Origin of the sequence: Bizionia hallyeonensis, from assembly GCF_042657385.1 — a bacterium.
Classification (GTDB): Bacteria; Bacteroidota; Bacteroidia; order Flavobacteriales; family Flavobacteriaceae; genus Algorimicrobium; species Algorimicrobium hallyeonense.
The window spans coordinates 955,693-981,519 of record NZ_JBHSLA010000001.1; the positions used below are offsets into that span (position 1 = coordinate 955,693).

General features: G+C 35.5%; 18 protein-coding genes. 10 read left to right on the top strand and 8 right to left on the bottom strand.

Annotation, left to right across the window (positions count from 1 at the left end; all coding sequences use genetic code 11):
• Positions 1-114 precede the first annotated feature (114 nt).
• The gene (rpsI, locus tag ACFPH8_RS04365; RefSeq protein ID WP_248397551.1) at positions 115-501 is read right to left on the bottom strand and encodes a 30S ribosomal protein S9; all 387 of its coding nucleotides are present in this window, start codon (positions 499-501) and stop codon (positions 115-117) included.
• On the bottom strand, positions 502-957 hold the full coding sequence (gene rplM, locus ACFPH8_RS04370; protein ID WP_248397553.1) for a 50S ribosomal protein L13: 456 nt from the start codon (positions 955-957) through the stop codon (positions 502-504).
• A gap of 675 nt (positions 958-1,632) precedes the next feature.
• On the opposite strand from rplM, the gene ACFPH8_RS04375 reads away from it, so the two are divergent.
• On the top strand, positions 1,633-1,935 hold the full coding sequence (locus ACFPH8_RS04375) for a monooxygenase (protein WP_376858772.1): 303 nt from the start codon (positions 1,633-1,635) through the stop codon (positions 1,933-1,935).
• A gap of 122 nt (positions 1,936-2,057) precedes the next feature.
• On the opposite strand, the gene ACFPH8_RS04380 is transcribed toward ACFPH8_RS04375, so the two are convergent.
• Both ACFPH8_RS04380 and polA read right to left on the bottom strand, forming a co-directional pair.
• A complete protein-coding gene (locus ACFPH8_RS04380) occupies positions 2,058-2,777 on the bottom strand; it encodes a YoaK family protein (RefSeq protein WP_376858774.1) in 720 nt (239 codons plus the stop codon).
• Positions 2,778-2,827: 50 nt separating this feature from the next.
• Positions 2,828-5,680: a DNA polymerase I gene (gene polA / locus ACFPH8_RS04385; protein WP_376858776.1), complete on the bottom strand. Its 2,853-nt coding sequence runs from the start codon at positions 5,678-5,680 to the stop codon at positions 2,828-2,830.
• Positions 5,681-5,871: 191 nt separating this feature from the next.
• Between polA and ACFPH8_RS04390 the strand changes: the two genes are divergently transcribed.
• Positions 5,872-6,801 carry an isoaspartyl peptidase/L-asparaginase family protein gene (locus ACFPH8_RS04390; protein WP_376858778.1) on the top strand — a complete coding sequence of 310 codons (930 nt, stop codon included), beginning with the start codon at positions 5,872-5,874 and terminating at the stop codon, positions 6,799-6,801.
• A gap of 270 nt (positions 6,802-7,071) precedes the next feature.
• On the opposite strand, the gene ACFPH8_RS04395 is transcribed toward ACFPH8_RS04390, so the two are convergent.
• Positions 7,072-7,935: a cyanophycinase gene (locus ACFPH8_RS04395; protein WP_376858780.1), complete on the bottom strand. Its 864-nt coding sequence runs from the start codon at positions 7,933-7,935 to the stop codon at positions 7,072-7,074.
• 119 nt (positions 7,936-8,054) lie between these two features.
• On the opposite strand from ACFPH8_RS04395, the gene cphA reads away from it, so the two are divergent.
• The 4 genes from cphA to ACFPH8_RS04415 all read left to right on the top strand — a co-directional run bounded on the left by cphA (position 8,055) and on the right by ACFPH8_RS04415 (position 13,632).
• Positions 8,055-10,697: a cyanophycin synthetase gene (cphA, locus tag ACFPH8_RS04400; RefSeq protein ID WP_376858782.1), complete on the top strand. Its 2,643-nt coding sequence runs from the start codon at positions 8,055-8,057 to the stop codon at positions 10,695-10,697.
• 7 nt (positions 10,698-10,704) lie between these two features.
• Positions 10,705-12,111 (top strand): aldehyde dehydrogenase family protein, encoded by a 1,407-nt coding sequence (locus tag ACFPH8_RS04405; protein ID WP_376858784.1) that lies wholly within the window; start codon positions 10,705-10,707, stop codon positions 12,109-12,111.
• A 172-nt stretch (positions 12,112-12,283) separates the two neighbouring features.
• Positions 12,284-13,183, top strand: a complete 900-nt coding sequence (locus tag ACFPH8_RS04410) for a carboxypeptidase-like regulatory domain-containing protein (protein WP_376858786.1) — start codon at positions 12,284-12,286, stop codon at positions 13,181-13,183.
• Positions 13,184-13,185: 2 nt separating this feature from the next.
• Positions 13,186-13,632: a DUF1573 domain-containing protein gene (locus tag ACFPH8_RS04415; RefSeq protein ID WP_376858788.1), complete on the top strand. Its 447-nt coding sequence runs from the start codon at positions 13,186-13,188 to the stop codon at positions 13,630-13,632.
• A gap of 56 nt (positions 13,633-13,688) precedes the next feature.
• Here the strand turns inward: ACFPH8_RS04415 and ACFPH8_RS04420 are convergent, their stop codons facing one another.
• The 3 genes from ACFPH8_RS04420 to ACFPH8_RS04430 form a co-directional block, all read right to left on the bottom strand.
• Positions 13,689-14,678 (bottom strand): isoaspartyl peptidase/L-asparaginase family protein, encoded by a 990-nt coding sequence (locus ACFPH8_RS04420; protein WP_376858790.1) that lies wholly within the window; start codon positions 14,676-14,678, stop codon positions 13,689-13,691.
• Positions 14,679-14,735: 57 nt separating this feature from the next.
• Entirely contained in the window at positions 14,736-16,052 is a 1,317-nt protein-coding gene (locus ACFPH8_RS04425; protein ID WP_376858792.1) for a sugar MFS transporter, read from the bottom strand.
• Between the two features lie 80 nt (positions 16,053-16,132).
• Complete coding sequence (locus ACFPH8_RS04430) at positions 16,133-19,081, bottom strand: GH92 family glycosyl hydrolase (RefSeq protein WP_376858794.1); 2,949 nt, start codon at positions 19,079-19,081, stop codon at positions 16,133-16,135.
• A 104-nt stretch (positions 19,082-19,185) separates the two neighbouring features.
• Between ACFPH8_RS04430 and ACFPH8_RS04435 the strand changes: the two genes are divergently transcribed.
• Genes ACFPH8_RS04435 through ACFPH8_RS04450 form a run of 4 tightly spaced genes read left to right on the top strand, consistent with a single transcriptional unit; the run spans position 19,186 to position 25,820 of the window.
• Positions 19,186-21,456 carry a beta-N-acetylhexosaminidase gene (locus ACFPH8_RS04435; protein ID WP_376858796.1) on the top strand — a complete coding sequence of 757 codons (2,271 nt, stop codon included), beginning with the start codon at positions 19,186-19,188 and terminating at the stop codon, positions 21,454-21,456.
• Between the two features lies 1 nt (position 21,457).
• Positions 21,458-22,162, top strand: coding sequence for a copper homeostasis protein CutC (locus ACFPH8_RS04440; protein WP_376858798.1), 705 nt, complete (start codon positions 21,458-21,460; stop codon positions 22,160-22,162).
• Positions 22,159-23,355 carry a PNGase F N-terminal domain-containing protein gene (locus tag ACFPH8_RS04445; protein WP_376858800.1) on the top strand — a complete coding sequence of 399 codons (1,197 nt, stop codon included), beginning with the start codon at positions 22,159-22,161 and terminating at the stop codon, positions 23,353-23,355. The genes ACFPH8_RS04440 and ACFPH8_RS04445 overlap by 4 nt, the downstream gene beginning before the upstream one ends.
• A complete protein-coding gene (locus ACFPH8_RS04450) occupies positions 23,355-25,820 on the top strand; it encodes a beta-mannosidase (protein WP_376858802.1) in 2,466 nt (821 codons plus the stop codon). The genes ACFPH8_RS04445 and ACFPH8_RS04450 overlap by 1 nt, the downstream gene beginning before the upstream one ends.
• The last annotated feature ends 7 nt before the right edge of the window (positions 25,821-25,827 follow it).

A 25,827-nucleotide genomic window follows, 5' to 3' on the forward strand; every position in this document is an offset into this window, starting at 1 on the left:
TGCTAAACTAAATCCTGTTTTTACACTAGGACAACAATAACTGTTTAATTTTTTTGTTTGAAATGTACTTTACTATGAAGTATTAAACCCCAGATAAAGTAACATTCGATAATATTAACGTTTCGAGAATTGGAATTTCTTACGCGCTTTCTTCTGTCCGAATTTCTTACGCTCCACCATTCTTGGATCTCTAGTTAACAAGCCTTCTGGCTTTAATGTCAATCTGTTTTCAGGATCTAACTCGCACATAATACGAGAAATACCTAAACGGATTGCTTCAGCTTGACCTGTAATACCACCTCCATATACATTTACTGTAATATCAAAGTTGCCATCATTGTTAGTCATAACTAAAGGTTGGTTTACTTTGTACTGTAATGTTGCAGTAGGAAAATAAACCGTCATGTCTTTTTTATTAATTGTAATCTTGCCAGTTCCTTCAGCAAGATATACACGAGCAACAGCCGTCTTTCTACGGCCAATTTTGTGAATTACTTCCATTTACTTGAATTCGTTTAAATTAATTGTTTTTGGCTTTTGCGCAGCATGCGTATGCTCTGCACCAACAACAACGTTAAGGTTACGGAATAATTCGGCACCTAATTTGTTTTTAGGTAACATTCCTTTTACTGATTTCTCTACTAATCTTGCTGGATCTTTTCCAAACAATTCAGTAGCAGTTAAACTTCTTTGTCCACCTGGATAACCTGTGTGACGGATATATGTTTTATCTGTCCACTTGTTACCTGACAAGTTGATTTTTTCCGAATTGATAACAATCACGTTATCACCGCAATCAACGTGTGGTGTGAAGTTAGGCTTATGTTTTCCTCTTAAAAGTTTTGCAACTTTAGAAGCTAAACGGCCTAATGTTTGACCTTCAGCGTCAACTAAAACCCACTCTTTATTAACAGTAGCTTTGTTGGCTGAAATCGTTTTGTAGCTTAATGTGTCCACACTTATTAATTTTTCTAATTAAACATTCCTCTCTTTAAAAGAGTTTGCAAATTTACGATTATATATTTGATTACCAAATAGAGTAGGGAGTTATTTTTGATAACTTTGTTTATATCTTTTTTGGGTTTCGTTTATGTGGTAAATATGTGTGTTTACATATTTTAATATAGGACACTATATATTAGGAGAAGAAAATGATGGATTTTGATTGAAAGTTGGTTCGTGTTTTCCTCCTTTTAATTAAAATCCATCTTTTGTATTACAATGTTTTAAAAGCTATTTTGCTTTTTTCAGTCGCTTTTCAGCTTTTTTCTCTTTAGCTGTTTTAGCTGGTTCTTTTTTTACGTTCTTTTTTGCGTCTTGACTTTTTGCCATGATAGTATGTTTTAACTGTTAGTGATTTGTTTTATCATTAATAAATTCAATTCTATAAGCGGGCATTATTGGATTACTAAAGTACGCATTTTTTATATACGTAATTTTATTAGGCTGTTTTAATTCCTATCGTAAAAGGACTTGGTATGTAGTCTGTCCAAAAATGCAATTTTAATGCAGTAGATATATTAGTATTTCAAAGGACTTAGGTTAAACATTTTATTCTGAACTCTTGCATCATTCATATTGTTTAAAAATATGTTTTTGTTATATTTTTATGGAAATTTAAAATTGAAGTTTATGGCCGTTATAATGTATGTGGATTTTCCCCACAAAGGAATTTGGGGAGATCAATTAGCAAGTGAAATGTCGGAGCTCATTGAAAGTATCACGAAGGAACCTGGGTTTATTTGGAAATTTTGGACGGAAAATAAAGAAACCGAAGAAGCTGGAGGTGTCTATATGTTTGAAACTAGAGAAAGTGCTGAAAATTATTTAGACATGCACACTAAAAGATTGGAGCGTTTTGGGTATTCAGGAATAAGAAGTCGTGTTTTTGAATTAAATGAAAAACTATCCAAAATGGGTAAAGCGCCTTTTTAATAAAGCTATTATTTTAAAAGTGCGCATGCGGATTAACTGGTGTTGAATTGAATACCCAGAAGTTGTCAATGCGCAGTTAAATAGTGTATTAAGGGTTTTCTATTAGGAATTGGTAATGTGAATCAGGAATTTTTAATTTTTATAAATCTATATTTCACATCGTCATAAAATAAACTGATAAATAAAATGAAAGCTGCAAGAAAGAGTGTGTTTAATTCCATGTTTAATCGCGAATACACATAGCCGCCCATTAATCCGCCCAAAAAGAATGATGAAATGATATAAAAACGTAGTTTAATATTTTCTTTGAGTTTGAATCTTTTTTGATGGTGTTTCTTAAAGAGTAAAAGTGATAAGTCAATACCTAAATCTGTAAATAAACCAGTAAGGTGTGTTGTTCTTACTACGGCATTTGAAATTTTCGTTACAAAAGAGTTTTGAAGTCCCATGGCAAAAAGTAGTAAGCATACAATCACGTTGGGCGTTTCTATTGTAATAAAATTACTAACAAGCCCAATGGATAATAAAATGACACATTCAATAATTGTCGGTATCACATAAACTTTAAGTTTTTTGTTTCCTTTAAACTTCTCAATTAAAAAGCTAGAGGCAAAGGAGCCAAATAGAAATGAGAAAATATATAAAAAATAAATTGTGCCTTGCCAAACTTTAAATTCGGCTACATCATTAATAAATAGCGCAAAATGACCTGTTACATGTGTGGTTAATTGTTTGAAAGATAAAAACCCCGTTACATTTACAATACCTGCTACAACAGACAGAATGGTTGCAATATGTAAATTATGTTTGGCAGTTCTGCTTTTACCTTGATGTGTAAACATGCACTTTTTTATTAATTGGTTTTTTTATTACCATATTATTACACCATTTATTAATGCGCCTCCAACCAATTATCGCCAGTATCTAAATCCACATCCAAAGGAACTATTAGCGTAAACGCACTTTCCATTTCGGTCTTTACCAACGTTTTAATGGCTTCTAATTCGGGTTTGTACACATCAAAAACCAATTCATCATGTACTTGTAAGAGCATTTTGGTTTTATAATTATTGCTATTTAATTTGTTGTAAATATTAATCATGGCAATTTTAATAATATCCGCCGCAGATCCTTGAATTGGTGCATTTACCGCATTTCGTTCTGCTGCGCCACGAACAACGGCGTTTCTAGAATTAATATCTTTTAAATATCGGCGTCTTCCTAAAACGGTTTGTACATAACCATGGTCTCGCGCAAAATCCACTTGCGATCCCATATAGCGTTTCAGTTTTGGGTAGGTTTCATAATAGGTGTCAATAAGTTCCTTGGCTTCGGTTCTATTTAAATCGGTTTGATTACTCAACCCAAAAGCGGATACACCATATATAATACCAAAATTTACGGTTTTCGCATTGCTTCGTTGTTCGCGGCTGACTTCTTCTATAGGCACATTGAAAACTTTTGAAGCCGTAGACGCATGGATGTCTTCGCCGTTCTTAAAGGCTTCAATCATGGTTTCTTCTTCGCTTAAGGCAGCAATAATGCGCAATTCTATTTGGCTATAATCTGCAGCTAATAAGGTGTAATCATCGTTTCTTGGAACGAAGGCTTTTCGTACTTGCCGTCCGCGTTCGGTGCGGATGGGAATATTCTGTAAATTCGGATTATTACTGCTTAAGCGTCCAGTGGCGGCAACGGTTTGCATGTAATCCGTATGCACGCGTCCTGTTGAAGGTTCTACCTGAAGCGGCAACGCATCGACATAGGTGCTTTTTAATTTTGAAAGGCCTCGGAAATCTAAAATGTTTTGAATAATAGCATGGTCTTTAGCAAGGTAGCTTAATATGTCTTCACCTGTGGCATACTGCCCTGTTTTGGTTTTTTTAGGTTTTGCAACCAATTTCATTTTATCAAATAAAATATCGCCTAATTGTTTAGGTGACGCAATATTGAATTCTTCGCCAGCTTCTTTATAGATTTTTTGTTCCAAATCGGCTATGTCTGAATTCAGTTGATCGGACAAGGAATTTAAAAAATCTGTATCTAAATTTATACCTTCCAATTCCATAGCTGCTAAAACGCGTAATAAGGGAATTTCAATATCATCGAATAATTTTTGAGTATTGGCTTCACCGAGTTCGTTAGTGAAAAGTTCTTTTAACTGCAAGGTAATATCAGCATCTTCAACCGCATATTCCGTTTGAATTTCTAAAGGCACATCGCGCATGCTTTTCTGATTCTTGCCCTTCTTTCCAATGAGTGTTTCTATGGAAATAGGCGAATAATTCAAATAGGTTTCAGCAAGCACATCCATATTATGGCGCATATCAGGATTTATCAGATAATGAGCCAACATGGTATCAAACAATTTACCTTTTACGGTAATGTTGTATTTAGCAAGTACCTTAATATCATACTTTAAATTCTGACCGACTTTTTCAATAGCTTCATTCTCGAAAAATGGACGCAGAGCTTCAAGTAATTCTTGTGCCTCTTCCTTGTTTTCTGAAAACGGTAAATAAAAACCTTTACCAACTTCCCATGAAAATGCAATTCCAACCAATTCAGCTGTTAGCGGATTGAGTCCAGTTGTTTCGGTATCAAAACAAACCGATGTCTGATTCATTAAGTTTTTGATAAACAGTTTTGTAGCCATGCCAGGCGCAATACTTTGATAGAAATGCGATGTGGTATCGGCTGTTTTTCTAGTGAAATCGTTTGTAATTTCGGCTTCTGAAGCACTTGATGGATTACCACCAAACAATGAAAATTGTCCAGCACCTGCCGAAGCTGTTTCTTTAGGCGTCGCTTTAGTGTCGGTTGTTTTTGCAGTTGTATCTGAGGCTGTTTCCTCCGGTTGAACCGCAAATGTTTTTAAGAAATTATCAATTAATCGTCTAAATTCTAATTCTTGAAAAATCTCGGTAACTTTGGCAATATCAGGTTGGTCTAATTCAAAATCTTTCGCATTAAATTCTACAGGAACATCCAGCATAATGGTTGCTAACTTTTTAGATAACAAACCTAATTCTTTTGATGCTTCTACCTTTTCCTTCATTTTGCCTTTAAGCTCGTGGGTATTCGCAAAAAGACCTTCCATACTGCCATATGCTTTGATGAATTTTTTAGCCGTTTTTTCGCCAACGCCTGGTAATCCCGGGATATTATCAGATGCATCACCCATCATCCCTAGAAAATCGATTACTTGTTCAGGACGTTCCACGTCAAACTTTTTCTGAACTTCAGGTATTCCCCAAACCTCATAGCCACCACCAAACGATTTTGGGCGGTACATAAATATATTTTCAGAAACTAATTGGGCGAAATCCTTATCCGGCGTCACCATAAAAGTTTGATAACCTTCTTTTTCAGCTTGTTTGGAAAGTGTTCCAATAACATCATCAGCTTCAAAACCTTCCTTTACCATAATAGGAATATGCATGGCTTTCAAAATTTCCAATATATACGGAACCGCCACTTTAATGCCTTCTGGGGTTTCATCCCGATTGGCTTTGTATTCCTCGTACATTTCCACACGATCTGCGCTACCGCCTTTATCAAAACAAACCGCTAAATGGTCTGGTCGCTCACGTTTTATAACATCTAAAAGGGAGTTCATAAAACCCATAATAGCAGAGGTATCTGTACCTTTGGAATTGATTCGTGGGTTTTTTATAAATGCATAATAGCCGCGGAAAATAAGGGCGTAAGCATCAACTAGAAAAAGACGTTTTTGATCTGACATGAGTACGATTTAAATTGAAATTAAAACAGCGTCTTGAGCGCAGTCGAAAGGTTTCTGTTAGCATAAATAAGCCGACAAAACATTCCGAATTCGCTCTAAAAGACAAGCGCATCAAATCTACAAAAACTTATGCTTTTTTGGGTGGCATTTCATTTTCTATTTGTAATTTCCCACAGTTAAAAAACACAGAGATGAAAACATTTTCAATAGCCATTCATGGTGGTGCAGGAACCTTGGTAAAAGGCATGATGACGCCCGAGTTAGAATCGAAATACAAACAGGCCTTAAAAGCGGCTTTAGATGCTGGATATACCATTTTAGAAACCGGTGGAACAGCGGTGAATGCTGTGGAAGAAGCGGTTATGGTTTTGGAAAATTCGCCATTATTCAATGCGGGAAAAGGCAGCGTTTTTACAGCTGAAGAAACCCACGAAATGGATGCCTGTATTATGGATGGGAACACCTTAAATGCTGGAGCGGTAAGTTTAATTTCAGGAATAAAAAACCCCATTACCCTTGCCAAAGATGTCATGGAAAAAAGTGAACATGTGTTTTTAGCTGGCGAAGGCGCTATGCGTTTTGCCAAAGAGTTGGATTATAAATTAGAAGATGCGACCTATTTTCATGATGATTTTAGACATAGACAATGGTTAGAAATAAAAGATACAGATAGTTTTCAGTTGGATCACGCCAAAAAGAAAGATTCCAAATTTGGAACTGTTGGAGCAGTAGCTTGCGATCAAGATGGGAACATTGCAGCGGCAACATCTACAGGAGGCATGACCAATAAAAAATGGGGTCGCGTTGGCGATAGCCCTATGGTTGGTGCTGGAAATTATGCTAATAATAAAACCTGTGCTATTTCATGTACAGGAAGTGGTGAGTTTTTTATTCGCGGTGTTGTAGCTTATGATGTGGCTTGTTTAATAGAACATAAAAATATGAGTTTGCAGGATGCAGCGCATGAAGTCATCAACAAACGTATTCTAGAAATTGGTGGTGATGGCGGATTAATTGCTGTAGATAACAAGGGAAATATTGCGATGCCATTTAATACAGAAGGCATGTATCGTGGGCAAAAAACCTCGTTAGGTGTTCATGAGATTTCTATTTATAAATAAAATTCCTGCGCAGGCAGGAATCTTGTATTTACTAAAACAGTATTTAAATCAAAACACCCGTATTACATCAAGCAAACTGGTCGCGCTGTATTTAAGAAACATACATTGTTATTCCTTTTTGGGCGTTACCTAAAGGTCGCGCTTTCCGCTATATCTTTTTTTCGTATCTCAAAAAAGGATGCCGCTTCAATCGCTAACGCGGTGAGTTAGAATAAACCTAATAATTTATATGCATTGAAAATCGAGATTCCTCCTTGCGCAGGAATTTATTTAAATAAAATCAGCTTCTATAGGTAATACCGTTACTTTATGATGGGTAATATCATATTGGTCACCATTGGCTAAAATGTGAAGGGTTAAATTTGCCATGGTCATTGGTGTGCCTTCTTCCAATACACGTTGATTGTTGAGGGTGAGTGTTTTGCCATCAAAAACAATAACCATTCCGGAACCAATAACGGTACAGTTCTCACCATTTTTTATAATCATACCGGTATCTTCCGCTAAACCAAAGCCTGTTTTTTCAGGAAATTTAGCAATAGCCTCCGTGATACGGCCAAAACGTCCGCGTTGAATAAAATGCGTGTCAATTACTAATTCGGGAATTAAACCTAATCCTTTGCGCATTTTTACGGCGCCTTTTACAAATGATTTTGCAGCACTTCCTCCAGCAATCATTTCTTCAGACATGGCCATGGCGCCTGCACTCGTTCCCGCTATAACAAAGCCTTCGTCATTTTTATAACGTTCCATTAAAATAGTATGGATGGTTGAGCCACCAATGTATTTCGCTATTTTTGATTGATCACCGCCCGAAAACATGATACAGTCGGCAGTCTTAATATGATCAATAAAATCGGCTCTTTCAGAATCTGCTTGAGATCTAATATCTAGCACTGTAACATTTCGGCAGCCTAAAGTTGCAAAAGCTGTTAAATAGTTTTCACCCACTTCCACAGGAATACTAGATGCGGTTGGGATCACAATTATTTTAGCTTGCTTCCCTCCAGCTTCATACACCACGTGAGCTAAAATTCCTTCCTCTACGTAATCTAATCTATGGATTTCATCATCTTCAAACCCCTTATCTTCATTTCCACCAATCGGAATTAGTGTTCCTTTTATTTGTTGCATGCCTATTAATTTGTCGTTATAATATGATTATACAAAATCAGATTACAAAACTAAACTTATTTAGTTAAAAAATTATATATTTATCACTATTCATTTTCCCAACCTAAATAACACTTTACATGAAAATAAGAGAAATCAATGCCATGAGAGGGCCAAATTATTGGTCTATACGTCGTCATAAATTAATAGTTATGGTTTTGGACCTTCAAGAAATGGAGGAAAGGCCATCTAATAAAATTGATGGATTTTATGAGCGACTAACAGCAATGTTTCCTACTATGTATGAGCATCGGTGTTCGGTTGGTGAAGCGGGCGGCTTTTTTCAACGTGTAAAGGATGGTACATGGATGGGTCATATTATAGAACATATTGCCCTTGAAATTCAAACACTTGCAGGTATGGATGTAGGTTTTGGTAGAACGCGCGGTTATGGTGAAGATGGTGTTTATAGTGTCGTTTTTGCCTATATGGAGGAATCTGTGGGACGCTATGCAGCAAAAGTTTCAGTAGATATTTGCGAAGCTTTAATTGCTGGCGAAGACTATGATATGACAGATGATATTCAACATATGCGTGAATTGCGTGAAAGTGATAGATTAGGTCCAAGTACTGGATCCATTGTGGAAGAAGCCGAAGCACGTGGTATTCCATGGATTCGCATGAATAAATATTCATTATGTCAATTGGGTTATGGCGCCAATCAAAAACGGATTCAGGCAACAGTAACATCTGAAACGAGTAGTATTGGTGTGGAATTGGCATGTGATAAGGAAGATACCAAATTCCTTTTAGAACAAGCCGAAGTAGAAGTGCCGCGTGGTGATATTATTCGTCGTGAACGCAGTTTGGAAGACGCTTGCAATTATGTTGGTTATCCTTTGGTTATTAAGCCTATTGATGGTAACCATGGTCGCGGAATAACAGTAGATATAAGAAATTATGATGATGCACTAGTGGCTTTTCATCATGCAAAAGAAAGCTCCAAAAGTGGGGCGATTATCGTAGAAAAATTTATAATTGGAGAGGATTATCGATTATTAGTCATTAATAATAAATTAGTGGCAGCCGCTAAACGAACGCCTGCACATGTAATTGGAGATGGAAAATCAACCGTTCAAGAATTGGTAGATATTGTTAATTCGGATCCAAGACGAGGTTATGGTCATGAAAATGTATTGACGCAAATCACTATAAACGATTTAACCAAAAACATAATCAAAGATGCTGGTTACACAGTAGATTCCGTGCTCCCTAAAGATGAAATGCTCATTTTAAAAGATACGGCTAATTTAAGTACTGGCGGAACTGCGGAAGATGTCACCGATATTGTGCATCCTGCAAATGTGAGTATGGCTGAACGTATTTCAAAAATAATAGATTTAGATATTTGTGGTATTGACGTCATGACAACAGATATTACTCAACCACTTTCAGAAACTGGAGGTGCTGTTTTAGAAGTTAATGCTGGTCCAGGATTTAGAATGCATTTGGCGCCAACCAAAGGTTTGCCACGAAATGTTGCCGGTCATGTTATTGATAAATTATTCCCTAATCCAGGTGATACTGGACGAATTCCAATTGTTGCCATTACAGGAACAAATGGTAAAACGACCACCACACGATTAATGGCACATATTGCAAAAATGAAAGGTTATCGTGTTGGTTATACTACTAGTGATGGTGTGTATATTCAAAACCGATTACTCATGACAGGCGATTGTACAGGTCCTGCAAGTGCCGAATTTGTATTGAAAGATCCAACCGTAAACTTTGCTGTTTTAGAATGCGCTAGAGGTGGTTTATTGCGTGCTGGACTTGGTTTTAAAAAATGTAATGTGGGTATTGTTACCAATGTGGCCGCTGATCATTTAGGCCTAAAAGGTATTCATACAATTGAGCAATTAGCGAAAGCCAAAGGCGTTATTCCAGAAACCGTTTTGCCAGATGGTTATGCTATTTTGAATGCCGATGATGATTTGGTATATGATATGCGTAGAACCGTAAATTGTCATGTGGCACTATTTTCTATGGATGAAAATAATCCACGAATTAAAGCTATGCAACGCTTAAATGGTATTACGGCCATATATGAAGATGGTTATGTAACTATTTGTCGTGGCGAATGGAAAATGCGCATCATGAAAGCGGAGAATATTCCATTAACCTATGGCGGAAAAGCACCATTTATGATTCAGAATGTGTTAGCTGCTATTTTGGCTGCACACGTTCAAGGAATTAGTATTGAAGATATGAAAGCTGGTTTAGAAACCTTTATACCTTCAGCAACACAAACACCAGGACGTCTGAATTTATTCGAATTTAAAAACTTTACTATTTTGTTAGATTATGCTCATAATCCAGCAGGTATGTTGGCTTTAAAGAAATTTACAGATACTATGGAATGTTCTGTAAAAGTGGGCATTATTGCCGGCGTAGGTGATAGGCGTGATGAAGATACAAACCAAATTGGCAGTATTGCGGCAGAGATGTTTGATGAAATTATCATCCGTCAGGATAAAAGATTACGTGGAAGAACGGAAGAAGAGCTTATTAATTTATTAAATGAAGGTATTCAATCCAAAGATCCTAATAAGAAGACAACCATAATTCCTTCAGAAAAAGAAGCGATAACCTTTGCCGTTAATAATGCGGTTAAAGATTCCTTAATTATATTATGTAGCGATGTCATTCCAGATGCTTTGGAACTCGTTCAGAAATTTAAAGAACAAGATACCAAAGGCGAACCCTTTAATGCCGATTAATAATTATATGAGTCAAGAAAATCCTTTTTTGGAATTATTTCAAAAGCAAAAAGTACATCAATTTAAGATTGGCAATACATCTCATAAAGAACGTATTGCCAAATTGAAGCGTTTACAAAATGCGTTAGAAAAAACGTATAAACAAGACATTCGCGAAGCACTGTATCAAGATTTTAAAAAGCCGCATTTGGAAACCGATTTAACCGAAATTTATCCGGTTGTAGATGAAATAAAATTTGCCATTTCCAATTTGAAATCTTGGTTAAAACATGAAAAAGTAGCCACACCTGTATCATTGTTGGGGAGTAGCTCCTATATTGTTAATGAGCCAAAAGGTGTGTGTTTAATTATTTCCCCTTGGAATTACCCCATTAATTTAACGTTTGCCCCTTTGGTTTCGGCCATTGCTGGAGGCAATACAGTTATTTTAAAACCATCTGAAATGACGCCAAATACGTCAAAATTAATGGCGAAAATAGTGTCCAATGTATTTGAAGAAAATGAAATTGCCTTGGTTGAAGGTGAAGTAGAATCAGCTTCTGCTTTATTAGAACTGCCTTTTAATCATATATTCTTCACCGGTTCGCCAGCGGTGGGAAAAATTGTAATGAAAGCGGCGTCTAAAAACTTAACGTCTGTAACTTTAGAATTAGGTGGGAAATCGCCAGCTATCATTGATGATTCTTCTAATTTAGAAAAAGCCGTTCAAAAAATCGTTTACGGTAAATGTACCAATGCAGGGCAAACTTGTATTGCACCAGATTATGTGTTAATCCAAGAGTCACTTAAACCAGATTTTATAAAATTATTCAAAAAAGAAATTCAAGCTTTTTATTCCGAGAATCCTGAAAGTTCAGATTCTTACAGTCGGATTGTAAACAGTAAACATTTTGAACGTTTAACCAACAGCTTGGAAGATGCAAAACAAAAAGGAAGTGTTATTGAATCGGGCGGCAGAACAAATGCATCAGACTGTTATATGGAGCCAACACTAGTAAGTGGGCTGCCAGAAGATGCCACGTTGATGCAGGAAGAAATTTTCGGACCTATTTTACCACTAAAAACCTATAAAACCATCGAGGAAGCGGTTGATTATGTCAATTCAAACGAAAAACCTTTGGCACTTTATGTATTCAGTAAAAAAAATAAAGTAGTGGATTATGTTATTCAAAACACACGAGCCGGAAGCACCTGTGTCAATCATAATTTGTTGCAGTTTTTAAATCATAATTTACCCTTTGGAGGTTCCAATAATAGTGGGATTGGAAAAAGCCATGGTATTTTCGGGTTTCGCGAATTTACCAATCAACGATCCGTTTTAAAACAACATACTATTGGTGCTGTGGATTTGCTGATGCCACCTTATACTAACTGGAAACAGAAGTTGGTAGACTTAACGATTAAGTGGTTTTGATTTTGCTGTCATTGCGAGGACGCAGGACGCGGCAATCTCCAGCAAGAATTGGAAATTGATAAACATTTAATTCTCAAGTCTCTTCAAGTGTTCCGAGCGTTAGTTCGGAATGTATCGAGAAATCATAAGACTTTTTAAAAGCTATTCACTTTATGTTTTTTATTTAAATATTATGCGATTAATAATAAATATAGCTTTCCTATTAATTCTTAATTTTTCCTTTTCTCAAACTATTAAAGGAAACGTCCTAGATTCGCTTACCCAAAAACCACTGGAATTTGCGAATGTAACTTTAATGACAAGAAATAAAGGCGTTTACACGAATGAAAAAGGTGCTTTTCTTTTTGAAATTAAAAAACATTTGTATGACACCTTAAAAATTTCTTCTATTGGTTACGCGTCTAAATTTATTACTCTTAACAAGTATAAAAATCAAGAAGTTGTTAATTTGAATGTACTTTTAAATGAAAAAATAACAGAATTAGAAGAAGTTATTATCAACTCCAAAAAGTTAGAATATAAGAATCGTTATCGATTAGGAGAGAAAAAAAATGGTATAACAGCAGTAAGTTCCTTAATTGGTTACGAAACAGGTGTTTTTATAGAAAACCCTTTTAATAAAGAAGGAAAATTAAAAACAATACGTATCAAGCTCATGAAAAGAGATGAAGTTGATTTTATAGCATCTTTAAATATTAAATTTTACAGGTATGATGTAATTAACAAAAAGCCAGGTACCGAATTATACAGTAAAAATGTAGTTGTAAAACCAAAAAATAGAAATTATACACTTAAAATTAATGTGGAAGATTTTAATATATTTTTACCAGAAGAAGGTATGTGTATAGGTGTTGAATTTATTGATCCAAATAATCAATCAAAGAAATACGATAGAATAGGACCTATGTACAGATTTAAATTCTCAAATGAAGAAGAACTAACTTGGTCTAAATATAGAGGTAAATATTGGAAGCCTGGTTTTGTTGAATTTAAAAGAGGAAATTATAATAATAATCAGAATTTAAAAGGGAATGTTATGATAGGATTGGATGTTTTAATGCCCAAAGATTAACTATGTATGAAAAAATTTTATTCGTCGCTTTAGTTTTGCTGGCAATTATCATTACAATAATTACCATTAAAAATGTAAAATCAACCGAAACATTAGAAGAAACATCAGAAGATGAATTTGAGGAACAAATATATGCTCAAATTCAAATAGAAGAACAAGATTTTGATTTTGGATTAATTTCGGTTAAAGATACGGTTTCTTATACCTATCAAATAAAAAATATTTCAGATGAACCTTTAATTGTGACAAATGTAATTTCTAATTGTAATTGCATTGATTATGAATATAATAAGCAACCGCTACAAAAAAATCAAGTGTTATATATTTCAACAAAATTTATTGCTACAAAAGATAAAATCGATGCTGTTAATAATTTAATGTTAGTTGAATGTAATATTGAAATGGGAGCTGCTGTTCTATCTATGTCTGGTTACATTTCAGAGCAGTAATTTTTACGTCACTTCGAGTGTTCCGAGCTTTTCGCTCGGAATGTATCGAGAAGTTACTATTCCTTCATAAAATAATCCGACTGAATCTGTTCATTTACACCAGCTTGAAATTTGGTCATACTAAACCATTGATGAATGGAATAACTGCCTGTTTCGCCTTGCTTGTTAACAGCAATATAGCCGACTTGAAAATTCTTATAATCGCTCTTTGGTTTTTTCACTATGCGTTTAATGGCTTCTTCACAAGCGTCTTGGGGCGATTTGCCTTGGCGCATCAATTCAACCACTAGAAAGCTACCCACAGTTTTTACCACTTCTTCGCCTAAACCTGTAGCTACACAACCACCAATTTCATTATCGATAAACAAACCAGAGCCAATAATTGGGCTATCACCAACGCGTCCAGCCATTTTATAAGCTAAACCACTGGTGGTACAAGCGCCAGAAATATCGCCATTTTTATCTATAGCTAGCATACCAATAGTATCATGGTTTTCTATGTTTATAATGGGTTTGTATTTGGATTCTTTTTTCCATTCCTCCCAAGCCTTTTTAGCAGAATCAGTTAATAGATTTTCTTTTTTAAAACCCAATTCATAAGCAAATTGTTCGGCACCTTTTCCAGCTAACATAACATGAGGCGTGTCCTCCATAACTTTTCTAGCAATGGAAACCGCGTGGGTAATGTTTTGAAGGTAAACTACAGAGCCACAATCTCCATCTTTATTCATAATGCAGGCGTCAAGAGTTACATTTCCTTCACGATCTGGTAAACCACCTTTACCAACGGATTGATTTTTAACATCAGCTTCTTCCACCATGCAGCCTTGTTCTACTGCATCTAAAGCAGTTCCACCATTTTGTAAAATTTCCATGGCTTTGGCAGTCGCATTTTCAACATGCCATGTGGCAATAACTAAAGGTAAAGTGGTTGAACTTTTTGAAATGTTTTTAAAAGGAGTTTCGGCATAGCTCACTAAAGAGTTTCCAACTGCGAGTCCTACACCTGTAAGTGATGCGTTTTTTATAAAGTTTCTACGTTTCATACGAGTTGTTTTTTATAATAATTGTTTCTCTTCACTACAAAAGAAAAACAGTGTTGGTTAATTAATGTCTTGCAATCTGTTTCTAGAATTTTTAAAGCCATACCATAAAATATAGGCATAACAAATCACAATAAATAGCAAGGCTGATTTGAAGCCCACATTATCTGTAAGTAAACCGAAAAATGGCGGAATAATAGCACCTCCAACAATAGCCATACAGAGTAAGCCCGATGCTTTAGGTTTCAATTCGCCAATACCATTGATTGCCAAAGCGAAAATAGTTGGGAACATAATCGAATTAAACAATCCAACTGCTAAAATGCTCCACATGCTCAACAAACCAGTGGAACTAATTGAAATGAGTATTAATAAAATAGCAATGGTTGCAAATATGCCAAGGACGTTTCCTGGCTTCATAATTTTGGTTAAATAGGCGCCAATAAATCGGCCAATCATAGCGCCAGACCAATAAAAAGTAACAAATACACCAACAATGGCTTTGCTGTCTTTTTCAGTAATTCCAGCATTCAGAATACCTTCAGCTATGGATTTCATAAAGCTATTTTCTTTTATAACAGCTACCATATTCATATCCATAAAGTAGTTAACTAAATAACTTCCTATGGCAACTTCTGCACCAACATAAAAGAAGATGCCTAAAACACCCAACATTAAATTCTTGTTTTTTAAGGCACCAGAATAGGTTCCCGTATTCTCATCGCTAATCATTTTTGGAAGTTTAGCAAATAGAAAAATACCAGCTATAAGTAAAATAAATAGCGCCAAGCCTAAAAATGGTGTTTGCACTGCGGAGGCTTCTGAAACTAAATAAGTTTCTTTGGCTGCGCCCGTTAAGGATTCAATTTCAACTTCTGTTTTAATAGTATCGCTTAAAATAAACCAGGCGCCAACAATAGGTGCAATGGCAGTTCCAAGAGAATTAAATGCTTGCGATAAATTTAATCTACTTGATGCACCATCTTCTGAACCCAAAACAGCCACAAAAGGATTTGCTGCTACTTGTAAAACCGTAATGCCTGCAGCAAGAATAAAATAGGCCAGCATGAATATACCAAACATACGATATGATGCGGCAGGATAAAATAATAAGCAAGCTAAAGCCATGGTTAGTAATCCTAGAATAATGCCCTTTTTATAGCCTATTTTAGAAAGAATATAACTGGCTGGAATGGATAATATAAAATAGGCGCCAAAGAATGCAAATTGCACCAATCCTGCTTGGAAGTACGTTAATGTAAATAATTCTCGTAGCCGTGGAATCAAAGAATCTACCAAAACGGTAATAAACCCCCATAGGAAAAATAGTATGGTTAATAATATAAATGCGGAACGATAGGATTTTTGATGGTTCATAGGTTTCATATTCCTGCAAAAGCAGGAATCTATATTTTAGTTAAATACATTTATTAGATTCCTGCTTTCGCAGGAATTTGTTATTTAATACGAATCTCGTCAACAAACAACCAACTTCTACCATCATCAGCATAACCTAAATGCCACTTTGGAAGTTCGCCTAATTTTTTGGCGATGATTTTTATAAATCTGTAGTTTTTACCAGATTGTTTAAATGTTACACTTTGCATATCCACCTCATCTGTCGGTGTTATTTCTCCAAAGGTATACGTACCAATTTCTTCATAATTTTGTCCATCTTTTGATGCTAAACAAATCACTTCCGTTGGATAAAAGATCCAAGAACGTTGGTCTTTTAGAAAATTGGTAGTCACAGAATTTACAGGTTTTTCACGTCCCAAATCAACAATAGCAATTACATCTTTATCTTGGTAGCCTTGCCAAGTTCCCGTTCTGAAATCTCTAGCACCTACTATACCATCAATAAGCGCGTTGGGTCCACCACCATTATATTGGTTGGCATATTCAGACTCTAATGTTAATGAAATGTTTGGATCTATTTCATAAAATTGCGTCGTTATTTCAGCACTCTTAAGTTTGTTTTTTTCAGAATAAACCGTTAGTACGGCAGGTTCTGAAATCGTGAAAGGTGTTTCATAGGTTTTAAATTTCCCGCCATTCAATTGATAGAAAATGGCTGCTTCCGAATCTGCATTTTCTAAAACCACTTCCGTTTGTTTTTTAAATGCGACATCTCCTTTAGCAATAAATGGTGACGCTACAATAAGATGTTCGTCAATGCTTGTTTTTGGTTCCTGACCTTCTTCTGTTCCCCAAGACGTTGGCTTACTCGTCATATTAAAAACCAAGGTACCACCTTTTATAATGTCTTCATGTGAAATGAATGTTTGGTTGAGCGCCACATCATTTAAGGTAACACTTTCAATATACATATTGGTGTCGCTTAAATTTTCAGCAAGAATGGTGAAGTTTTTACCACTTTCTAAATTGATGGTGGCTCTCTCAAAAAGAGGTGTTCCTATAATATAATTGTTGCTTCCTGGAGTTACGGGATAAAATCCCATGGACGAAAATATATACCAAGCACTCATTTGGCCGCAGTCTTCATTTCCTGAAATACCATCTGGTGTGTTGGTGTATAATTCGGTTAGAATCTGATGGATTTTCTCTTGTGTTTTATGTGGTTTATTTACGAAGTTGTATAAATAAGCCATATGATGACTCGGTTCGTTACCATGTGCATATTGGCCAATTAATCCGGTAATATCCACTTGATGGCGGCCGGACGTTTCGGATTCTGCTACAAACAATTCATCTAAACGTGCTTCTAATTGGTCTTTACCGCCAAGCAATTTCATAAACCCTGATACATCTTGTGGAACGTAAAAACTGTATTGCCATGAATTAGCTTCGGTGTAATTAAAATTCACTTCATACGGATCAAAAGGCGCAAACCAGGTGTTTCTAAAACGACCACGCATAAATTGTGATTCAGGGTCGAATACATTTTTATAATATTGTGCACGTTTTAAATAGGTTTTATAATCGTCATCTTTTCCTAGCGATTTTGCCATTTGCGCAATGGTCCAATCATCATAAGCATATTCTAATGTTTTTGAAACGGATTCGCTTTCTTCTTCTACAGGAATAAACCCGAACTCCTTATAACTTTTTAAACCTAATTTATCACGTGTGGCAGAATGTTTCATGGCTGTAAAAGCCTTTTCAATATCGTAATTTTTAATCCCTTTTAAATAGGCGTCAGCAATTACTGGAACCGCGTGATAACCAATCATACAACCTGTGTAATTTCCGCTTAAATCCCAAATCGGCATGATGCCACCTTCATCATATTTGGCTAGGAAGGTGTTTATAAAATCGTTTGTTCTGTCCTGTTCAATAATGGTGTAAAGTGGATGTGTGGCGCGATAGGTATCCCAAAGTGAAAATACGGTGTAATAATCAAAATCCGTTGTTTGATGGATTTTTAAATCCATTCCACGATAGCGTCCATCCACATCCTGATATAAGTTTGGAGCTATCATGGTATGATATAGGGCTGTATAAAAATTGGTTTTATAATCTACATTTTCACTTTCTATTACAATTTTATTCAGCTGTGCTTCCCAGGTTTTTTGAGCTTCGGTTTTGACTTGGTTGAATGTTTTTGTGCCAATTTCTTCTTGTAGATTTTGTTTGGCTCCAACTTCATCAACTGCCGAAATACCAATTTTTACCTCGAGGACTTGGCCGTCATTAGGGTCAAATTCAAAAGCGGCTTTTACGTGTTTACCTTCGGCTGTATCATTTAAAAAAACCATGTTTTTAAACGGCCTCGAAAACTGAACATTGTAAAATAACATCTGATTGGTTGCCCATGCTTTGGAATGTCTTATACCACCAACTTCTGTGTTGGAATAAACGGTAGCATTGGAGTTTAGAACTTCATCCCGATGCTCTAAATCTAAAATAACGATCTGTTTGCTATTTTTAGGAAATGTGTATTTATGAATACCACTACGTTTGGAAACGGTAAGCTCTACATCAATATTCGTAGAATCTAAATGCACCTTATAAAACCCAGGTTCTGCTATTTCATTATCATGAGAAAAATGTGCGCGATAGCCTTTTTTGCCATCGGCTCCATTGTTAAATTCGACCTTGTTCGTTGGCATTAATAAAATATCGCCATAGTCTGAAACACCAGTTCCACTTAAATGCGTGTGTGAAAACCCGTAAATGTATTCATCTGAATAATGATAACCTGAACAGCCATCCCAACCGTCCAGTCTGGTATCTGGTGACAGTTGCATCATTCCAAATGGCATGGTGGCTCCAGGATAGGTATGGCCATGGCCACCCGTTCCAATAAATGGATTAACGAAACTGGTTAAAGGTTTGTTGCCTTTAGGACTAATTAATTTTTTTTCTTCATTCTTACATGAAGTCACTAATAGTATGAGTAAAAAAACTGAAAAAAAGTTACGAGTTAATTGGAAGTGTTTCATTTGCGGTTGAAATCAATTTAGGTAATAACTTATTTCAAGATTATTATCTAAATACAGTAAATAAGTAATAAATTAGTGAATTATTAAACCTCTAATATACTAAAATGCAGTTCAAGTCATCCCTAGTTTGTTTAGTTTTTGTGAGTGTCATTTTTAGTTGTTCTAATAAAACACTAGAACCCACATTACAACAAATAATTCCTATCCCTTTAAATCAAACCATGGAGCCAGGTTATTTCATTCTCTCTAATGACACAGGCTTAAATTTTGAGGAAGAATTTTCCGTAGCGGGAAATTTTTTAAAAGATTATATTGAATCTGGAAGTGCATTCAAGTTAAATCAAGGAAATGATATTGTATTTGAAAAAGATGAAACCATAACAAATGAAGAAGGGTACACTTTAAACGTTTCGTCAAACCGCATCCTGATTAAAGCGAAAACTGGAAAAGGTGCCTTTTATGCCGTTCAGAGTTTACGCCAATTATTCCCTGTTGGTTTAGAAAACAACTCATTTTCAGATGCTGAAATAATTGTCCAAAACATCAGCATACAAGATGAGCCTAAATTTGTGTATCGTGGGATGCATTTAGATGTTGGTCGACATATGTTTTCTGTCAATTTTATCAAGAAATACATTGATGCCTTGGCCTTGTTAAAAATGAATACTTTTCATTGGCATCTTACCGAGGATCAAGGTTGGCGTATTGAAATAAAAAAATATCCAAAATTACAAGAAATTGCAGCCTATCGTGATGAAACACTCATAGGTCATTACAACACACAACCACAAAAATTTGATGGCAAACGCTATGGTGGGTTTTATACTCAAGAAGAAATTAAAGATATTGTGGCCTATGCTACAGCACGATTTGTAACGGTCATTCCCGAAATTGAATTACCAGGTCATTCTCAAGCTGCTATTGCTGCGTATCCGGAATTGGGATGTACAGGTGAACAAGTAAAAGTAGCAACAAAAGGTGGCGTTTTTGAGAACATTTATTGTCCGAAAGAAGAAACCTTTACCTTTCTAGAAGATGTTTTTGATGAGGTTTTGGAATTATTCCCGAGCACATATATCCATATTGGAGGCGATGAAGCGCCAAAAACACGCTGGAAAAACTGCGATCACTGTCAGGCTTTAATTAAAAAAGAAGGTTTAAAAGATGAACACGAGTTGCAGAGTTACTTTATTTCTAGAATTGAAAAATACTTGAATAGTAAAGGCCGCCAAATTATTGGTTGGGATGAAATTTTGGAAGGTGGTTTAGCGCCGAATGCTACGGTTATGTCTTGGCGTGGTTTTGAAGGTGCTATTGAAGCTGCTAAACAAGGTCACGATGTTATTTTAACTCCAGGCTCTCATGCTTATTTTGACCATTACCAATCGGAAAATAAGGATGAACCCGTTGCTATTGGTGGTTTCCTGCCATTAGAAAAAGTGTATAGTTTAAATCCTATTCCAGATGAATTAACAGAAGAACAAGCCAAATATGTACTTGGAGCACAAGGGAATGTTTGGACGGAATATATCCCAACTCCCGAAAAAGTGGAGTATATGGTTTTTCCACGAATATTAGCGCTTACGGAAGTGGTTTGGTCTGGGCCTGAAAATAGAGATTACAAGGAGTTTGTTTCTAGGGTTGAGAATTTTCATAAACGCATGGACGCTCTAGATATTAATTATGCTAATCACTTATATGAAATTGAAGGTAACATGGTAACTGATGGTAATGAAGCGGTGTATGAATTAAAAACGGCAACCGCGGGAAAAGAAATTCATTATACTTTGGATGGTTCTGAACCGACCATCAATTCTGAAATTTATAAAACAGGAATTCCTATTACTAAAAGTGAAAACATAAAGGCGATAATTTTTGCCAATGAAAAACCCTTAGGAACCACATACAATCAAACTATTAATTGGCATAAAGCACTTGGGCATATAATTACTTTGGATGTACATCCGCATCATGCTTATACCGGAAGTGGTTCAGGTGGTTTAGTTAATGGTATTTCTGGAAGCAATGAACGTTATGGCGATAAAGAATGGTTAGGGTTTTGGGGCGAAAATGTTGAAATCACAATTGATTTAGGTGCTGAAACCGATATTAGTTCTATTTCCACACGTTTTCATAACGGCAATGGACAATGGATTTATGCACCTGAAAAAATAGAAATTGAGCTGGATAATAATCAAATTTTTGAAGTTGATGTGCCAACATCAGAAAGCCTCTTGGCACCAGTCTCGTTTGAACAACAAGCTACAACCCAATTCTTAAAATTGAGAATTTCTAATTATGGAATTATTCCAGAAGGCAAACAAGGCGCAGGAAATCCAGCTTGGACATTTATTGATGAAATAATCGTAAATTAATATGCTACTAGAAATTTGTGCCAATTCTTACCAATCTGCTATAAATGCCGAAAAAGCAGGGGCACAGCGTATTGAACTTTGTAGCGAATTAGCGGTTGGTGGTATAACACCTAGTTACGGACTTATTAAACAGGTAGTTGAGGTGCTTTCTATTCCTGTTTTTGTCTTAATCCGACCACGTTCTGGAAATTTTACCTATTCAGAGGCCGAGTTTAACATTATAAAAAAGGATATTGAAATCTGTAAAAAATTAGGTGTTCACGGTATTGTTTCTGGTGTCTTAAATGAAAATAATACTATTGATTTACAACGAACTCAAGCGTTAATTGAATTGTCAAAACCACTGTCATTCACCTTTCATCGTGCTTTTGACTGTGTGCCAAATCCCATGGAAGCTTTGGAACAATTAATCGCTATAGGTGTTCAACGAATTCTAACATCTGGATTAGAACCTTCTGCAGAAAAAGGTTTGGATATGTTGCTGAAATTGAATGAAAAATCCGAAAAAAGAATCATTATTTTAGCAGGATCTGGAATCAATGCGGAAAACGCGTCTAAATTTAAAGATGCTGGATTACATGAAATTCATGCTTCGGCTTCCACAGTTCTTTCAACCAAAAATAATCATGCCTACTTCGGAAATACGCAACAAACGGTTTCTTCCGTAGAAACTATAGAAAACATATTAAATAAAATCCATTCATGAAATTAAGATATCTTCCTTTATTTTTTTTACTAATTGTAGCGTGTCAAAAGCCTTTAAAACCAATAGGAGATAAGGAAATTACTGTTTTTAAAGACACCCATCTTTATTTTGATATGGCTTTTAAAAACGATAGTATTCAACCAACAGATTCTATTATTCGTTTGGATGCTGGTCGCGTTTTATTAAAGAAAGTCACCTTGCCTGATTATCAGAAGCAGGCATCTGTGTCCGTTAAAATGACCCTGACTTCCAATGGTGATCCTTGGGATAAATCGGGTTCGTTGTTTGTGATTCCTACGACTTCCGATTTGAATTTATTAGATTTTGAAAGCGAGACATTAACAAAAGAACAATTTCTAAATGAAGCTCCCGGAATTGTTTCAAAAAAAATAGATGATAAACTATACGAACCAAATATTGAATTGTTGCGTTTTATGACGCCTTTTGGTGTAGGTTTTTATAATGATAACGAACGTGTAGCAGCTTTAAAACCCGTTTATATTCCAATTTGGGAAAATAATGTCCAGTGGGAACAGGATATTACCCAACTATTACCCGTTTTAGAAAACGAGGTTTATATTGGTGTTTTTATTGATACTTGGACCAAGGAAGGATATAAGCTTTCGGTAAGTCTAGATTTTGATGAAATCGATATTCCAAATCACATAAAAAAAGAACATGACGTCATTTCTGTAGTCAATACCAGTAAATATGCTGGTGCGCAACAATTTTATGATGCGTTTCATAAAGGGGATTTGCACGTAGATTTACCAGTTAATGAAACACTTAAAAACGCCAAATTATATTATATTACCACTGGCCATGGTGGTCATGCGGAAGGTGATGAGTTTACAAAAAAAGAAAATATAATTAGCTTTAATGGTAAAGTTGTGAAGCAATTTGTACCATGGCGAGATGATTGTGCTAGCTTTAGGCGATTTAATCCAACGTCAGGTGTTTGGACAGAAAAAACAACTTGGAAAGGTGAAGACATAGAAGAACGGATTGCATCATCAGATTACTCACGATCCAATTGGTGCCCTGGAAGTGACGTAAAACCGGAAATTATAGAACTAGGTACTATTAAAGCAGGACAACATACGTTTACATTTTCTATTCCGGAAGCACAAGCTATTGAAAATGATAACATAAACTACTGGATGGTTTCGGCTTATCTAGTTTACGATAAGTAATGAAACACGTTCTCTATATTGGTTTATGTTTAATTGTTTTGGGATGCCAAAAGCAATTGGATGTGCCAGAAATTCGATTATTACATGATAATTGGCAATTTAAATCTAGCGATAAAACCGATTGGTTAACGGCACAAATTCCAGGAAATGTATTTTCTGATTTGTTAGATAATGCAGAAATTCCAGATCCATTTATTGGTACTAATGAAGATTCTGTACAATGGGTTTCTAAAACCGATTGGGAATACCAAACAACGTTTCAAGTAGACTCCAAAACCTTACAGAAAAGACATGTTGAATTGAACTTTGGAGGTTTAGACACCTACGCTTCCGTGTATTTAAACGATTCTTTAATTCTAAAAACGGCCAATGCGTTCCGTGAATTTTCTATAGATGTGAAACCACTTCTAAAAACGGAAAATACCTTGCGCATTCTTTTTGAGAATACAACAAAACACGAAGAAGCCGCAAAAGCCCAACTAAACTATACACTACCTGAAGGGAATCGTATTTTTACCAGAAAAGGCCAATTCCAATATGGTTGGGATTGGGGACCAAAACTGAATACGTCTGGAATTTGGAGGCCTATAAAATTGGTGACTTGGAACACATTAAAAATTCAAGATGCTTATATTAAACAGACTGTTTTAAATGACTCGCTTGCAAAACTCAACGCTAGATTCAATTTAAATACATCTATAGGAAATTTGGACTATGATCTTTTTATAAATGATTCATTAATCCAATCTGGTTATATGTCTGATAAAGATATACCGCAATTTAATTTTACTATTAAAAACCCGAAACTTTGGTGGCCGCATAATTTAGGTAATCCGTATTTGTATGATATTAAAGTGGTAATTAAAAAGGATAATACTGTTTTAGATTCTGTTTCCGTTAAAAAAGGCCTGCGCACTATTAAGTTAATTACGGAAAAAGATAGCTTGGGCGAATCTTTTTATTTTGAGGTAAACGGCAAACCGGTATATGCTAAAGGTGCCAATTACATTCCGCAAAATAGTATGCAAAACAAAGTAACGGATGCACATTATAATAACTTGTTAAATGACGCAGTAGAAGCAAACATGAACATGCTACGTGTCTGGGGAGGCGGAATTTATGAGAATTCTATTTTTTATGATTTATGCGATTCAAAAGGCATCCTTATCTGGCAAGATTTTATGTTTGCATGTGCTATGTATCCTGGCGATGCTGAATTTTTAGAAAACGTAAAACAAGAGGCCATTGATAACGTGAAGCGTCTACGAAACCATGCTTCCATAGCACTATGGTGTGGTAATAATGAAAATTCTGAAGGTTGGCATCGTTGGGGTTGGCAGGATGGCAGATCTGAAACCGAAAAAACAGAGATTTGGAATCATTATCTCAAGGTATTCGATTCTATATTGCCCAAAACAGTTGCAACTTATTCAGATACAGATTATTGGGAAACATCTCCAAAATTTGGACGTGGTAATCCGCAATTCGAGTTTCAAGGCGATGCACATGACTGGTGGGTTTGGCATGATGGCTATCCGTTTGAACATTTTGAAGATCAAGTACCACGATTTATGAGTGAATTTGGATTTCAATCCTTTCCGAGTTATGACCTCATTAATTATATCAATAAGAATGATTCAGATTCTTTACGTATTACTTCAGAAGGCATTAAAAATCATCAAAAACATAGTAGAGGATTTCAATTAATTGATGAGTATATGGCCCGCGATTACTTGGTGCCAAATAACCCTGAAGATTACGTGTATATAAGTCAGCTGCTTCAAGCTTATGGTATAACTAAAGGTATTGAAGCACAGCGTAGAGCAAAACCCTACAATATGGGCACGTTGTATTGGCAGTTAAATGATTGTTGGCCCGCAATTTCTTGGTCGAGTATTGATTTCTTTGGGAATTGGAAAGCCTTGCATTATAAGGCGAAGCGAAGTTTTGAGAATGTCCTAATTTCTTCGGAAGTAAAACAGGATTCACTTAAAATATATCTGATTAATGATACATTTAACACTTTTTCAGGAACGCTATCTACAAACATATTGAATTTTTCAGGTGAAGTAATTTGGGAAAATTCTCAAGAAATAATGGTAAAGCCAAATTCAAGTGCCATAAAACAACGGATAGGTTTATCTGGGTTTTCATTCAATAAGAACAAAGTGGTAATTGTTTCGAAGTTTCAAAAATCCGAATCGCTCTTTTATTTGGTAAAACCTAAAGATTTGGAATTACCTGCAAAAGCTATTCAAAAGGAAGTTATTAAAACTAGTGATGGGTTTACAATAAGGCTATCATCTAAAACACTTCAAAAAGATGTCTTTTTATTTTGTAATGAATCCGGACATTTTTCCGACAATTACTTTGATTTGTTGCCTAATGAAGAAAAACAAATCGTATTTAAAACAGATGCTAAAGTTTTAAATGATTTGAAAATCAAAAGTTTAAATGATCGCTAAACTTTAA